The organism is Streptomyces rapamycinicus NRRL 5491, from assembly GCF_024298965.1.
Lineage (GTDB): Bacteria > Actinomycetota > Actinomycetes > Streptomycetales > Streptomycetaceae > Streptomyces > Streptomyces rapamycinicus.
The window spans coordinates 11,404,695-11,422,018 of sequence record NZ_CP085193.1 but is presented as its reverse complement, the minus strand read 5'-3'; the positions used below and the strand labels follow the sequence as shown (position 1 = coordinate 11,422,018).

Sequence of the window (17,324 nt, the reverse complement as noted above, 5' to 3'; positions counted from 1 at the left end):
GTCAGGCAATGCGAATCACACGTTCTCCGCAAGCCAGTTGAGGACCGCTTCGGCGGCCACGCCGGCGAAATCCTCCATCATGGTGAAGTGGTCACCGGGAACGTCGATACGAGTGAGCGCGGCACCCCATGCCGATTCCTCGTCGTTCGTCTCCCCGGATCCCGGAAAGGATTCCTCCGCTTTCACCGTGAGAATCGGCGCGCCGATCGGCGTCGGCCCCCAGTCGGAGAAGAGACGCAGATAGCCGCCCATCGCGGTCAGCCTGCCCTCGTCCACCACGCCGAACATCTTTTCCCGGTCGAACATCTTGCCGGACAGATTCGTCTGGATCCACGGCAACGCCTCGCTGCGCGGCAGATAGGTGTCCAGCAGGACGACCGCCGAAGGCGCGCTGCCACGCGCCTCCAGCCACCCGGCCACCGCCTGGGCTATCCAGCCGCCGGACGAGCGTCCGACGAGTACGAACGGCTTCTCCCCGGCACAGCGCAGCACCGCCTCCGCCTGCATCTGCACGACGGCGTCGACGCTCGCCGGAAGCAACTCCCCCTTGCCGAAGCCGGGTTCGGGCAGCACGGAGACATCGCGGCGGCCCCGGAACCCGGCCGCGAAGCGGGCGTACTCACGCGGCCCCGAGATGGCGACCAGCGACGGGAAGCACACCAGTCCGGGCGCCGTACTGCCCTTGGAGAGCCGCACCAGCTTGGGCGGGGTGGTCAGCTCCGCCGCCGTACGGAACGACGGGCGCAGCCGGGCCGCCGCCATGAGCAACTGGGTGCCCGCCACGTACTGTTCATCGGCGCACGCCTGCCGGTACAGCGCCTCGATCGTCGATCCGCTCGTGGCCTTGGCCGCGCCGGCGCTGGTGGCCGCACCGGCAGCACTCGTGACCTGATGTGCGGTTGCCGTGGCCGACGCTGCGCCCTGGGGTGCGGAGTCCGGGGCGCCGGTGACCAGTTGGGCGCGCAGGTGGGCGGCGAGCGCCGCGGGCGTGGTGTGGTCGAAGAGCAGTGTGGCGGGCAGGTTGAGACCGGTGGCGAGGTTGAGCCGGTTGCGGATCTCCACGGCGGTGAGCGAGGTGATGCCCAGCTCCAGGAAGGCGTGGTCGTCCTCCACCAGGTCCGGTGAGTCGTGGCCGAGCACGGTGGCGGCATGGGTGCGCACCAGTTCGGTCAGGGCCTGGGTCTGCTCCCTGGCCGAAAGCCCGTTCAGGCGCTGCCCGATCGGCTCCACTCCCCCGGCACCGGTGGCGGAGCCGGATGCGGCGTTATGGGCGGCGCGGCGGGCCGGGACCCGGACCAGGCCGCGCAGCAGATGCGGGACGCCGAGGGAGGCGGCCTGGACTCGTAGGGCGGCGGTGTCGAGCCGCATGGGCACCAGGAGCGGGTGCGCATCGGTGGTGACTTCCGGGTGCACGTCCGTGACGCTTTCCGGGTGGCCGCCGCCGCTCGCGTCGGCGCCCTCGCCCGGGCCGGGGTCCCCGGCCCGGGCAGCCCGGGCATGCGCCCGCGCCGTCGCCGCGTCGAAGAGCGCCAGGCCCTCCTCGGACGACAGCGCGGTCACTCCCGCCCGGTTGAGCCGTTCGACGTCGCTGTCGTCCATGTGCCCCGTCATGGCGCTGCGTTCGGCCCACAACCCCCAGGCCAGGGAGACCGCTGGCAGCCCCCGCGCCCCGCGCCGCTGCGCCAGCGCGTCCAGGAACGCGTTGGCCGCGGCGTAGTTGGCCTGGCCACTGCCACCGAAAACGCCCGCCGCCGAGGAGAACAGCACGAACGCGGACAGCGGCAGGTCTTCCGTCAGCTCATGGAGGTTGATGGCGGCATCGGCCTTGGGCCGCAGCACCGTGTCGACGCGCTCCGGGGTCAGCGACCCGATCACCCCGTCATCGAGCACACCGGCCGCGTGCACCACCCCGGTCAGCGGATGCTCGGCCGGTACGGTGGCCAGCAGCCGCGCCAGCGCGGCGCGGTCGGCCGTGTCGCAGGCGGCCAGGGACACCGATGCCCCCGACGCGGTCAGCTCGGCCACCAACTCGGCGGCGCTGGTGGCCTCACCGCCCCGGCGGCTGGTCAGCAGCAGATGCCGTACCCCGTGCTCGGCCACCAGGTGACGCGCCACCAGGGAGCCCAGCACCCCCGTGGCGCCGGTGATGAGGACCGTTCCCTCCGGGTCCCACAGCGGGGTGGCCACGGGCTCACCGTCCCGCTCCCCGGCCGACGTGGACGTGGCCTGGCGGGCCGCGGGGACCCGGGCGAGCCGTGGCACCAGCACCGCGCCACCGCGCACCGCCATCTGCGGCTCGTCGCCCGACAGGGCCTGCGGCAGGGCGGCGAACGACGCCTCCTGGTCGTACAGGTCGAGCAGCAGGAACCGGTCGGGGTTCTCCGACTGCGCCGACCTCACCAGCCCCCACACCGCCGCGCAGGCCGGATCGGCCACCGGCTCCCCGGGCCGGACCCCGACCGCCCCACGGGTGACCAGCACCAGCCGGGACCGTCCGAACCGCTCATCGGCCAGCCACGACTGCACCAGCGCGAGCGCCCGGTGCGCCGCGGCACGGACCGCCTCGGCGGTCGGAGCGAGGGAGGACGGAGAGGAGAAGTGGGCTAGAGAGGGTGGGGAGGTTGGGCAGATTGGGGAGGTCAGAGAGGCCGGGGAGGTCAGAGAGGCGAACACCAGATCCGGTGCCGTTCGTCCCGCCTCGATGGCCTCTTGCAGGGCGGGCAGATCCGCATACGTCGCGGCCAGGGCACCGGCCGTACCCGCCGACTTCAGCCCCGCCGACAGCCCCGTGTCGCCCTCGGCCAGCACGGCCCAGCGGCCGGGGGCGCCGGACGACGGGGACATCACCGCGGGCGCCGTCCACTCCAGGCCGAAGAGCGATTCGTGGAAGGCCCCATGCGCCGCACCGAGCTGGTCGCGGGCGACCGCGCGGGTAACGAGCGAATCCACCGAGGCCACCGGCTGCCCCGACTCGTCGAGCGCGGTCAGCGACACCGCGTCCGCCCCGGCCGGGGCCAGCCGCACCCGCAACGCGGACGCGCCGGTGGCGTGCAGCGCCACGCCGCTCCAGGCGAAGGGAAGCCGGACCCGTCCGGTGCCGTACCCCTCGTCCCGGCGGACGTTGCCATCGGGCTCGGGGAGGCGGACGAAGCCGCCGAACGCCATCGCGTGCAACGCGGCGTCCAGCAGGGCCGGGTGCAGGCCGAAGCGCTCGGTGTCCCGCTGTGCCTCCTCCGCCAGGCGGACCTCGGCGAAAACCTCGTCGCCCTTGCGCCAGACGGCGTGCAGCCCCTGGAAGGACGGCCCGTAGCCCAGTCCGGTCCGTGCGAACCGCTCGTAGAGCCCGCCGATGTCCACCGCCTCCGCACCGGCCGGAGGCCATGCCTCTGGCGCGGTGACACGATCGGCCGCCGCCGAGGTGCCGCCGCTGCCGAGCACACCGGTGGCGTGCTGTGTCCAGGGGCCGTCCTCCGTCTGTGCGTACACACCGACCGAACGCCGCCCCGCCTCGTCGGGGCCGCCGACGGCGACCTGCAGCCGGACCGTGCCCTGCTCGGGCAGCACCAGCGGTGCTCCCAGGGTCAGTTCGTCCACCCGTTCGCAGCCGACCGCGTCACCGGCCCGCATCAGCAACTCCACGAAGGCCGTGCCGGGCAGCAGCGTGACGTCCGCCACCGCGTGGTCGGCGAGCCAGGGGTGGGTACGGAGCGACAGCCGACCGGTGAGCAGGAAGCCGTCGGAGTCGGGCAGCGGCACGGCGGCCCCCAGCAACGGATGCCCGGCCGAGTCCAGCCCCACCGATGCCACATCACCGGCGGCCTCGATGGCCTCGGACTCCAACCAGAAGTGGGTGCGCTGGAACGCATACGTCGGCAGATCGACGCGCCGCGCGCCCGTCCCCGCGAACATCCCCGCCCAGTCGACGGACGCGCCGCCCACGTACGCCTCGGCCAAGGAGGTCATGAAGCGCTCCAGACCGCCTTCGTCGCGGCGCAACGAACCGACCGCGGTGACCCGTGCCCCATGGTCCTCAGCGGTCTGCTCCACACCCATCGTGAGCACCGGATGGGCACTGGCCTCAATGAACGTATCGAAGCCATCGGCCAGCAGGGCGCGTACGGTCTCCTCGAAACGGACCGTCTGACGCAGATTCCGGTACCAGTACCCGGCGTCCAGCCCCGTGGTGTCCAGCACACCCGCGGTGACCGTGGAGTAGAACGGCACCGACGAAGCCCGGGGAGCGATCCCCGCGAGCTCCCGCAGCAACTCCTCCTCGATGTCCTCCACATGGGCGCCGTGCGAGGCGTAATCCACCGGAACGCGACGCGCCCGGACCTCGTCCGCCTCGCACGCCGCCAGCAGCTCGTCCAACGCGTCCGCGTCACCCGACACCACGACCGTCGACGGCCCGTTCACCGCCGCCACCGACAACCGCTCACCCCACCGGCCCAACCGCTCCCGCACCGAGTCCACCGGCAACGACACCGACACCATGCCACCCAACCCCGACAACGCCCGCAACGCCTTACTCCGCAACGCCACCACCCGCGCCGCGTCCTCCAACGACAACGCACCCGCCACACACGCCGCCGCGACCTCACCCTGCGAATGACCGATGACCGCCGCAGGCTCCACACCGTACGAACGCCACAGCTCAGCCAACGACACCATCACCGCCCACAACACCGGCTGCACCACATCCACCCGCTCCAACGCCACCGCAGCACCCTCACCACCCCGCAACACATCCCCGAGCGACCACTCCACGAACGGCGCCAACGCCGCCGCACACTCCCCGATCCGCCCCGCGAACACCGGCGAAGACTCCAGCAACCCCGCCGCCATCCCCACCCACTGCGACCCCTGACCAGGAAAGACAAAGGCCGCACGGGCATCGGAACCGACCACGGCCCCGCGCACCACACCCGGCGCCTCGCGGCCCTCGGCCAGCGCGGTCAGGCCGCTGACGAGGGCGGTACGGTCACCGCCCAGCACCACCGCGCGCCGCTCGAACGCCGAGCGCGTGGTGACCAGCGAGAGACCAATGTCCGCCACCGCGGGACCGGTCTCCCCGGCCACGAGCGAGAGCAGCCGCCCGCCCTGCTCACGCACACCGGCATCGGACTTCGCCGACAGCACCCATGGCACCACGGTGGGCGCCAACTCTCCGCTCTGCTCGGAGGTTTCGCCCTCGGCCGACGGCGCCTGCTCGAGGATGATGTGCGCGTTGGTGCCGCTGAGGCCGAAGGAGGAGACGCCCGCCCGGCGCGGGCGGCCGGTCTCGGGCCAGGGCCTGGCCTCGGTGAGCAGTTCGACGGCTCCCGCCGTCCAGTCGATGTGCGTCGACGGTTCGTCCACACCCAGCGTCTGCGGCAGCAGACCGTGCCGCATGGCCAGCACCATCTTCATGATGCCCGCGACACCGGCCGCGGCCTGGGTGTGTCCGATGTTGGACTTGACCGAGCCGAGCCACAGGGGCTGGTCATCGGTGTGCTCCCGGCCGTACGTGGCCAGCAGCGCCTGCGCCTCGATCGGATCGCCCAGCGTCGTACCCGTACCGTGCGCCTCCACCGCGTCCACCTCGGCCGCCGACACCCGCGCGTTGGCCAGCGCCGCCCGGATCACCCGCTGCTGCGAGGGGCCGTTGGGCGCGGTGAGGCCGTTGCTCGCACCGTCCTGGTTGACGGCGGAGCCACGTACCACCGCCAGCACCTGGTGGCCGTTGCGGCGTGCGTCCGACAGCCGCTCCAGCAGCAGCATGCCCACACCCTCACCCCAGCCCGTCCCATCGGCGGCCGCCGCGAACGGCTTGCACCGGCCGTCCGGCGCCAGCCCGCGCTGACGGCTGAACTCCACGAAGGTGGCGGGGGTGGACATCACCGCCACTCCGCCCGCCAGCGCCAGCGAGCACTCGCCCTGGCGCAGCGCCTGCGCCGCCAAGTGCAGCGCCACCAGGGACGACGAGCATGCGGTGTCGATGGTCACGGCCGGGCCCTCGAGACCGAAGGTGTAGGCGACCCGTCCCGATGCGATGCTTCCGGACCCACCCGTGGCGAGGTAGCCCTCCGCGCCCTCGGGGATGCTCCGGAGCTGGGAGCCGTAGTCGTGGTACATCAGACCGGCGAAGACACCGGTCGCGCTGCCCCGAAGGGTCGTCGCGTCGATTCCGGCCCGCTCGAACGCCTCCCATGACGTCTCCAGCAGCAGCCGCTGCTGTGGGTCCATCGCCAGCGCCTCGCGTGGCGAGATGCCGAAGAACGCCGGGTCGAACTCACCGGCGGTGTGCAGGAAGCCGCCCTCCCGCGCATAGCTCTTGCCGTCCGCCTCCGGGTCGGGGTCGTAGAGCCCCGCCACATCCCAGCCACGGTTGACGGGGAAGCCGGAAATGGCCTCGTCACCCGCCGCGAGCAGCTGCCACAGCTCCTCCGGGGACCGGGCGCCACCGGGGAATCGGCAGGCCATGCCGACGATCGCCACCAGGTCGTCACCCGTGTCCGCCTTGCCGGTGGGCAGGGCGGGCTGGGCAGGACGTACGCCGTCGTCCCCGCCGGTCAGCTCCTGGTGGAGATGGCGGGCCAGAGCGATCGGGTTCGGATAGTCGAACACCAGCGTGGCCGTGAGGCGCAGTCCGGTGGCCGTGCCCAGGCGGTTGCGCAGTTCCACCGCCGTCAGCGAGTCGAAGCCGAAGTCCTTGAAGGCGCGGCCCGGCTCCACGGCGGCCGCCCCGCCGTGTCCGAGCACCGTGGCCACGCACCGCCGCACCAGGTCCAGCACCAGGCGTTCGCCATCCTCCGACGATGCTGCGGCGAGCCGTTCCCGCAGGTCGCCCGCGGCCCCGGTGCCCTCCGCCGCGGCCCGGCGCGCCATAGGACGCACCAACTCCCGCATGCTGTGGGGCACTTCGCCGTCGACGCCACGCGCCTTGGCCGGATCCAGCCGCATCGGGATGACCACGGGCAGTTCCCCGGCACATCCCGCGTCGAACAGGGCCAGGCCCTCCTCCGGCGACAGGCCGTCCACTCCGGCCCGGCCCATACGCCGCAGATCCGCCTCGGCCAGCCCGCCGGCCATTCCGTCGTGCTCGTCCCACAAGCCCCAGGCGAGGGACAGGCCGGGCAGCCCCGAGGCCCGTCGGCGCCGCATCAGGGCGTCGAGGAAGGCGTTGGCGGCGGCGTAGTTGGCCTGTCCGGCGGTGCCGAAGGTCCCGGCGGCCGAGGAGAACACGACGAACGCCGACAGGTCCATCGCCTCGGTCAGCTCGTGCAGCGCGACGGCCGCGTCCATCTTCGGGCGCAGCACGGCGTCCAGGCGCTCCGGTGTCAGCGACGCGATGACGCCGTCGTCGAGCACCCCGGCCGTGTGGATGACTCCGCGCAGCGGATGTGCCTCGGAGACGCCCTTCACGGCGGCGGTCAGGGCGTCCCGGTCGGCCACGTCGCAGGCGGCCCAGCTGACCGACGCGCCCGCCGCCACCAGCTCGTCCTCCAGCGCGCGGGCGCCGGGGGCGTCCGCGCCGCGACGGCTCACCAGCAGCAGATGGCGTACGCCGCGCTCGGCCACGAGGTGGCGGGCGACCAGACCGCCCAGCGTGCCGGTGGCGCCGGTCACCAGGACCGTGCCTTCCGCGTCCCACACCGCCGAGTGAGTGGCGGCTCGGGTGGTCGGGGTGGCATCGGGAGCCGGGGTGGTCCCGATGGTCCGTACCCGGCCCAGACGGGGTGCCAGCAGCCGCCCACCCCGCACGGCCACCTGGGGTTCGCCACTCGCCACCGCCGCGGACAGCAGGGAGAGGGTCTTGGGGGGCAGTGGCCGACGCCCGGCCTCGTGCTCCGGTTCCCGATCCCCACCGTCCAGGTCGACCAGGACGAACCGGTCCGGGTGCTCGGTCTGCGCGGTCCGTACCAGACCCCATACGGCGGCCGCCGCGAGATCCACCACGGCCTTGTCGTTCTGGCCGCCCTCATCGTCCTCGACAGTCACCGCGCCATGCGTGGCGACCACCATCCGCGATCCGGCGAACCGCTCATCGGCCAGCCATCCCCGCACCAGCTCCAGCGTCCGATGGATCACGTCCCGTATCGCGTCGGCCTCGACTGGCCCGTCGCCCTTGGTGGCGGGCGCGGACGGGACCACACACGCCACCGCCGGAGGCACGGCCCCATCGGCGCCGATCGCCTCCCTGAACGCCGCCATATCGTGCCAGTCGACGCCGTCCAGCGGCGCCACCTGGGCCACGGAGCTGTTCACCGAAGCCTCGGCGCCCGGCAGTACGGTCCAGTTCAGCTGGAAGAGGGACTGGTGCACCGCCCCGCGCGCCGCGTTGACCTGCTCGGGGGAGACGGGGCGCGTCGCCAGCGAGTCCACTGTGGCCACCGGCGCACCGGTCCCGTCCGTCACCTCCATCGACAGCGCCATGCCATCGGGTCCGGTGAGGGTGAGGCGTACGCGCAGCATGGCGGCGCCCGCCGCGTACACCGACACCCCGCTCCATGAGAACGGCAGCCGGATCTCCTCCGAGGCGGCGGTGGCTTCCGACGCGGCGGTGGCTTCCGAGGCGCCGGTGGCCTGCGGCATACCGGCGGCCGCGGCGCCCACGGCGTGCAGGGCGGCGTCCAGCAAGGCCGGGTGGAGGCCGAAGCGGCGCGGATCCTGCTCCGCCTCGTCGGGCAGCGCGACCTCGGCGAACACCTCGTTCCCGCGCCGCCACACGCCACGCAGCCCCTGGAACACCGGCCCGTACCGCAGCCCCGTCTCGGCAAGCCGCTCGTAGTGCCCGTCCAGCGCCACGGGTTCGGCGTCCCGTGGCGGCCATACGGAGGCGGGGAAGGCGGCGCGAGCGGGGGTGGACGGCTCGGGCGCGACACTGCCCGTCGCATGCCTAAGCCACGGTCCTTCCCCGCCGTCCTCGCGTGAGTGCACGGTCAGCGCCCGGCGCCCCGAGTCATCGGCGTCCGAGACCGTCACCCGCACCTGTACGCCACCGTGCTCGGGCAGGACCAGCGGTGCCTCGAGCGTCAGCTCCTCCAGCCGGGCACATCCGACGCGGTCGCCCGCGTGCAGCGCCAGCTCGACGAACGCCGTCCCCGGCAGCATCACCGCCCCCAGCACCTCATGGTCGGCCAGCCAGGCGTGCGTACGCGCGGACAGCCGGCCGGTGAACAGGCATCCGTCGGAGTCGGGCAGCGTCACCGCGGCACCGAGCAGCGGGTGCTCCGCGGAACCGAGCCCCGCCGAGGCCACATCCGCAGTGGACGCGGCCGACTCGAGCCAGTACCGCTCCCGCTGGAAGGCATACGTGGGCAGCTCGACGGTCCGGGGGCGCGCCGGTGCGAGCAGTGCCGCCCAGTCCACGAAGCGACCCCGGACATGGAGGTCAGCCAGCGCTTCGAGCAGCGAGGCGGCCTCGTCACGACCGGTGCGCAGGGCCGGGGCGAAGGTGGCGTCGGGAGCGCACTCCTGCCCCATCCCGGACAGCACACCGTCCGGGCCCAGCTCCAGATGGGTCGTGGCGCCCTGGTCCGCCAGGCTCTTCACGCCTTCGGCGAAGCGCACGGTCTCGCGGACGTGGCGCACCCAGTACTCGGCCGAGCACAGCGCCTCGGCGTCCGCGACGAGGCCCGTCACGTTTGATACGACGGGGATGCGGGGAGGCGCGTACGACAACCCCTCGGCCACCCGCCGGAACTCCGCCAGCATCGGCTCCATCAAGGGTGAATGGAAGGCATGCGAGACCCGCAGCCGCTTGGTCTTGACGCCCTGAGCCCCAAACCGCCCGGCGACCTCCGACACCGCCCCTTCCGCGCCGGAAATCACGGTCGAGTGCGGCCCGTTGACCGCCGCCACACTCACCTCGGCCTCACGACCGGCCAGGAACGGCAGTACGTCGGCCTCGGCGGCCTGCACCGACACCATCACCCCACCCGGGGGCAACCCCTGCATCAACCGACCGCGAGCCGCCACCAATACGCACGCGTCCTCGAGCGACAACACCCCCGCCACATGCGCGGCCACCAGCTCACCAATCGAATGCCCCGCCACGAAGTCCGGCCGTACACCCCACGACTCCACCAGCCGGAACAGCGCCACCTCCACCGCGAACAACCCACACTGGGTATACGCGGTCCCCTCCAACCCCGCCGCGTCCCCACGGATCACCTCCCGCAGCGAACACTCCAACACCCCATCGAACCGCGCACACACCTCATCGAACGCCTCCGCGAACACCGGGAACGCCTCATACAACCCCTCACCCATCCCGACCCGCTGACTGCCCTGCCCCGAGAACAACACCGCCAACTTGCCCGGCACCGCAGAACCCTGAACCACGCCCGGCGCCAGGTCACCACTCGACAGTGCCTTCAGCCCATCGACAAGACCAGCCCGGTCAGCGGCCAGCACCACGGCACGATGCTCAAACGCGCTACGCGTTGTCGCCAACGACAGCGCCACATCCACGAGCGGCAGCTCCGACCGCTCCTCCGCGAACGACGCAAGCCGACTCGCCTGCGCTCGGAGCGCGGGTTCGGACCGTCCCGAGACCACCCATGGCACCACCGAGGACGTCAACGCCCTTGGCCGGCTGGGCGATTCGGCGTCGGGCAGCGCCGCCGGGGCCTGCTCCAGGATGACGTGTGCGTTGGTGCCACTGATCCCGAACGACGACACGCCCGCACGCCGGGGACGGCCGGTCTCCGGCCACTCCACCGCATGCGTCAGCAGCTCCACCGCACCCGCCGACCAGTCCACATGCGGCGACGGCTCATCGACATGCAACGTCTGCGGCAGCACACCGTGCCGCATCGCCAGCACCATCTTCATCACACCCGCCACACCCGCAGCCGCCTGCGCATGGCCAATGTTCGACTTGATCGCACCCAGCCACAGCGGCCCCCCCTCGGCCGCCCGCTCCTGGCCGTACGTCGCCAGCAGCGCCTGCGCCTCAATCGGATCGCCCAGCTTCGTACCCGTACCGTGCGCCTCGACCGCGTCCACCTCAGCAGCCGACAACCGAGCACTCTCCAACGCCGCCCGGATCACCCGCTGCTGCGACGGACCATTCGGCGCCGACATCCCATTGCTCGCACCGTCCTGATTCACCGCGGAACCACGCACCACCGCCAGTACGCGGTGCCCGTTTCGCCGCGCATCCGACAGTCGCTCCAGCAGCAACACCCCCGCGCCCTCGGAGAACCCGGTGCCGTCCGCCGCTCCCGCGAAGGCCCTGCACCGCCCGTCCGCCGACAGCCCGCGCTGCCAGCTGAACTCCACGAACAGACCCGGTGTCGACATCACCGTCACACCGCCCGCGAGCGCGAGCGAGCACTCGCCCCGCCGCAGTGCCTGCGTCGCCAGGTGCAACGCCACCAGCGACGAGGAACACGCGGTGTCCACCGTGACCGCCGGGCCCTCGAAACCGAAGGTGTAGGAGATACGCCCCGAGACGATGCTGCCCGCGCTGGGGGCGCCGGGGCCACCGCCCGGTCCCTGCAACAGCCCGTAGTCGTGGTGCATCACACCGGCGAAGACCCCGGTCTGGCTGCCGCGCAGGGTCGCCGGGTCGATACCGGCCCGCTCCAGCGCCTCCCACGACGTCTCCAGCAGCAGCCGCTGCTGCGGATCCATCGCCAGCGCCTCACGCGGCGAAATCCCGAAGAACGCCGGATCGAAGTCACCCGCGTCGTAGAGGAAGCCGCCCTCGCGGGCATAACTCTTCCCCGCGGCGTCCGGGTCCGGGTCGTACAGGCCCTCCACGTCCCAGCCGCGGTCTTCCGGGAAGGCGGAGATGGCATCCGTGCCGCGCTCCAGCAGCTGCCACAGCTGCTCCGGCGTACGCACCCCACCGGGGAAGCGACAGCTCATCGCCACGATCGCGATGGGCTCGTCCAGGGTGGCGAGCGTGCCCGTAGCGGCGGCGCCGGACGGAGCGACCGACAGGGTGGTGCCCTGGTGCGCCTCGGCCAGCTCGGCGCGCAGACGGCGGGCGATCACCACGGGCGTGGGGTAGTCGAAGACGAGGGTGGCGGGCAGGCGCAATCCGGTGGCCGTGTTCAGCCGGTTGCGCAGTTCGACGGCCGTCAGCGAGTCGAACCCGAGCTCCTTGAACGCACGCCCCACCTCGATGGAGTCCGCCCCCGCGTGTCCGAGCACCTCGGCGACGTGGGTGCACACCAGGTTCAGCAGGACTTCGTCCTGTTCGTCCGTCGACAGGGGCGCAAGCCGCCGCCACAGTTCCGACTCGCCCGCGCCACCGCTCGACGGCCGTACGGTACGACGCGTGGGAGCGGACAGCAGATCGCGGAGGAGAACGGCCACCGCCCCGGACGCCGCCTGGGCGCGGAGCGCCGGGAGGTCCAGACGTATGGGCAGCAGGACGGGCTGCGTCATGGTCCCGGAAACGTCGAACAGTTCAAGGCCCTCTTCCGACGTCAGCGGGGTGATGCCGCCGCGCCGCATGCGCCGTACGTCCTCGTCGGCCAGGTGGCCCGTCATTCCACTGCGCTCGGCCCAGAACCCCCAGGCCAGCGAGACGGCCGGCAGTCCGAGCGCGCGTCGGTGTGCCGCCAGGGCGTCGACGTATGCGTTCGCCGCGGCGTAGTTGCCCTGTCCGGCGCCGCCGAACGTGCCGGCCGCGGAGGAGAACACCACGAACGCCGCCAGATCCAGGTCCCAGGTCAGCTCGTGCAGGTGGAAGGCGGCATCGACCTTGGGGCGGAGCACCGTGTCGATACGCTCGGGAGTCAAGGCTTCGATGACGCCGTCATCCAGCACACCGGCCGCGTGCACCACCCCGCGCAACGGACGATCCGCCGGAATACGCGCCAGCACCCCCGCCAACGCCTCACGGTCGGCCGCATCGCAGGCCACCATGGTCACCGACGCGCCCAGCTCCGCCAGCTCGGCCTCCAACTCCACCGCGCCGGCGGCCTCCCGGCCCCGCCGAGAGAGCAACACCAGATGCCGCACCCCACGCTCGGCCACCAAATGCCGCGCCACCAAACCACCCAGCGTGCCGGTGGCACCGCTCACCAGCACCGTACCCTCGGGATCCCACGCAAAGCCCGACCCAACACCCTCGGCAGAAGCCGCAGGAGCAACGGCACGCGACAGCCGAGGCGCCAGGGCCTTCCCGGAACGGACAGCCACCTGAGGTTCCGCACACGACAGCGCCCTCTGAAGCCCATCGGCCGACACCGGTACGTCATCCACGTCCACCAGGACGAACCGATCCGGATGCTCAGCCTGCGCCGATCGCACCAAACCCCACACCGCGGCCGCCGCCACATCCGGCACATCCTCACCCGGTACGGCCGCCACCGCACCCCGCGTCACCACCACCAACCGCGAACCGGCAAACCGCTCCTCAGCCAACCACTCCTGCACCACACCCAGGGCACGATGGGCCATCCCCCGTGCCTCGGCCGGGTCGCCGGTGCGGGCTCCGGAGTCCGCCGTGAAGGAGACCAGAACGGTGTCGGGGGCGGCCATACCTTCATTGATGGCCTGGTGCAGATCCGCCAGTTCCGGATACGTGGTGTCATCCGCACCGCTCAGGGCATCAAGGTGCGGCGCCACGCTCCCGAGCAACACCCACCGGCCCGTGGCCGCGGGGGTTTCATGCCGGGCGGGGGCCTCACGCCATGTGGTGTGGAACAGCGCGTCATGCGTCACGCTCCGCGCTCCCCGGAGCTGGTCGGGAGTCACCGTACGGGTCACCAGCGACGCCACCGAGGCCACCGGTGCCCCGGTGGTGTCAGTGACGAGAAGCGAAACCGCATCCGGTCCGGCCGGAGTGAGCCGTACGCGCAGGGTGTCCGCGCCCGTTGCGTACAGGGACACACCGCTCCAGACGAACGGCAGTCCGGGCCCCCGGCGGGAGGAGCCCTGTTCCGGGTCGTCCCCTCCCAATGCCGCGGTATGCAGGGCGGCGTCGAGGAGTGCCGGGTGCAGACCGAAGCGACCCGCCTCCGCACGCTGCTCCTCCGCAAGCGCCACCTCAGCAAACACCTCATCACCACGACGCCACGCCGCCCGCACCCCCTGAAACACCGGCCCATACTCCAAACCCACCCCAGCCAACCGCTCATACACACCACCCACATCCACCCCCACCGCACCCACCGGCGGCCACACACCCAACCCATCCACCACCACCGGAACACCAACCGACAACACCCCCGACGCATGCCGCGTCCACACCCCCTCACCCTCACCCTCCACCTGCGAAAACACACCCACCACACGCCGACCCACCCCATCCGGCGCCCCCACCGACAACTGCACCCGCACCCCACCACACTCAGGCACCACCAACGGCGCCTCCAACGTCAACTCCTCCAACCACCCACACCCCACCCCATCACCCGCACGCAACACCAACTCCACCAACGCCGACCCCGGCACCACCACCACACCCCACACCGCATGATCAGCCAACCAACCATGCGAAACCAACGACAACCGCCCCGTCAACAACACCCCATCCACACCCGCCAACCCCACCACCGCACCCAACAACGGATGATCAGCCGAACCCAAACCCGCAGACGTCACATCACCAACGACCACACCCGCGGACTCCAACCAGTACCGCTCCCGCTGGAAGGCGTACGTGGGCAGCTCAACGCGACACGCACCCGTCCCCGCGAACGTCCGAGCCCAGTCAACAGAAGCCCCACCCACATAGGCCTCGGCCACAGAAGTCAGGAAGCGCTCCAGACCGCCTTCGTCACGGCGCAGCGAACCGACAGCGGTGACACGGGCGCCGTGCTCCTCAGCCGTCTGCTCCACAGCCATCGTGAGCACCGGATGGGCACTGGCCTCAACAAACACCTGGAAACCGTCGACCAGCAGGGCGCGTACAGTCTCCTCGAAACACACCATCTGACGCAGATTCCGATACCAGTACCCGGCATCCAGCCCCGCCGTATCCAGCACCCCACCAGTCACCGTCGAATAGAACGGCACCGACGACGACCGAGGACTGATCCCGGCAAGCTCCCTCGCCAACTCGCCCTCGATCGCCTCCACATGAGCGCAATGCGAGGCGTAATCCACCGGAACACGCCGCGCCCGGACCCCCTCACCCTCACACACGGCCAGCAACTCCTCCAACGCATCCGCATCACCGGAAACCACCACCGCCAACGGCCCATTCACCGCCGCCACCGACAACCGCTCACCCCACGCCCCCAGCCACTCCCGCACCGAGTCCACCGGCAACGACACCGACACCATCCCCCCACGCCCCGACAACGCCCGCAACGCCCTACTCCGCAACGCCACCACCCGCGCCGCATCCTCCAACGACAACCCACCCGCCACACACGCCGCCGCAATCTCACCCTGCGAATGACCCACCACCGCAGCAGGCTCCACCCCATACGAACGCCACACCTCAGCCAACGAAACCATCACCGCCCACAACACCGGCTGCACCACATCCACCCGCCCCAACGCCACCGCATCACCCAGCACATCCACCAGCGACCAGTCCACGAACGGCCCCAACGCCACCGCACACTCCCCCAACCGCTCCGCGAACACCGCAGACGACTCCAACAACCCCGCCGCCATCCCCACCCACTGCGACCCCTGCCCCGGAAACACCAACACCGCACGACCATCACCACCCGCGACCACACCCCGCACCAACCCCGGAGCACCACCACCCTCAGCCACCACACCCAAACCCTCGACCAAAGCCGCACGATCAGACCCCAACACCACCGCACGATGCTCAAACGCACTACGCGTCGCCGCCAAAGAGAACCCGACATCAGTGACCGACAGCTCCGCCCGGGCGCCGAGGTGGGCGAGCAGTCCTTCGGCCTGGGCCCGTAGCGCGCTCTCGGACTTCGCCGAGACCAGCCACGGCACGATGCCGGAAGGCAGTTGCCCTGTCTCCTCCGGCGCTTCGCCCTCCGGGTCGGCCGGAGGCTCCTGCTCCAGGATGATGTGTGCGTTTGTGCCGCTGATCCCGAAAGACGAGACACCCGCCCGACGGGGCTCGTCGTCCTCCGGCCACGGCGTTGCCTCGGTGAGCAGCCTCACCCCGCCCGCCGACCAGTCCACATGGGGCGATGGCTCGTCGACATGCAGGGTCCGCGGCAGCAGCCCGTGCCGCATCGCCTGCACCATCTTGATGACGCCTGCCACGCCCGCAGCCGCCTGCGTATGGCCGATGTTGGACTTGATGGAGCCGAGCCACAGCGGCCTCTCGTCGGGCCGGTCCTGCCCGTACGTGGCCAGCAGCGCCTGCGCCTCGATGGGGTCGCCCAGCGTCGTACCCGTGCCATGCGCCTCGACGACGTCCACCTGCTTGGCGGAGAGTTTCGCGTCGGCCAGGGCTTGGCGGATCACTCGCTGCTGGGACGGTCCGTTGGGCGCGGTGAGACCGTTGCTCGCACCGTCCTGGTTGACGGCGGAGCCACGTATCACCGCCAGCACCGGGTGGCCGTTGCGGCGCGCGTCCGACAGCCGCTCCAGCAGCAGCATGCCCACACCCTCACCCCAGCCCGTCCCATCGGCGGCCGCCGCGAACGGCTTGCACCGGCCGTCCGGCGCCAGCCCGCGCTGACGGCTGAACTCCACGAACGTTCCGGGGGTGGACATCACCGTGACACCGCCCGCGAGGGCGAGTGTGCACTCCTGGCGCCGAAGGGCCTGACCGGCCCAGTGCAGCGCCACCAGCGACGAGGAGCACGCCGTGTCGACGGTGACCGCCGGGCCTTCGAGGCCGAGGGTGTAGGCCACCCGGCCGGAGGCGATGCTGCCCGCGGTGCCGTTGCCCAGGTAGCCCTCCACACCTGCGGGCAGCGAGGTCAGACCGGTGCCGTAGTCGTGGTACATCACACCGGTGAAGACACCGGTCTTGCTGCCCCGCACCGACTCCGGGTCGATACCGGCCCGCTCGAACGCCTCCCACGCCGTCTCCAGCAGCAGCCGCTGCTGGGGGTCGGTCGCGAGCGCCTCGCGCGGGGACATCCCGAAGAAGGCCGGGTCGAATTCACCGGCGCCGTGCAGAAAGCCGCCCTCGCGCGCATAGCTCTTTCCGACCGCGCCCGGGTCGGCGTCGTACAGCCCCTCCACGTCCCAGCCGCGGTCCTGGGGGAAGCCCGAGATGGCGTCCTCGCCGGCGGCCACCGACCGCCACAGCTCCTCGGGCGAACGCAGCCCGCCCGGGTAGCGGCAGCTCATCGCCACGATCGCGATCGGCTCGTGGTCCGCGGACTCCGCTTCCTGGAGGCGCTGACGCGTCTGGTGGAGTTCGGCAATGACTCGCTTGAGGTAATCCCGGAGTTTGTCTTCGTTGCTCATCGCGCTTT

The 17,324-nt window shown here is 71.6% G+C and carries 1 pseudogene; it reads right to left on the bottom strand.

What is annotated here, in order from left to right:
- Window positions 1–81: 81 nt before the first annotated feature.
- Window positions 82–17,277, bottom strand: a pseudogene (locus LIV37_RS46955) (type I polyketide synthase); the annotation flags it as partial.
- Window positions 17,278–17,324 lie beyond the last annotated feature (47 nt).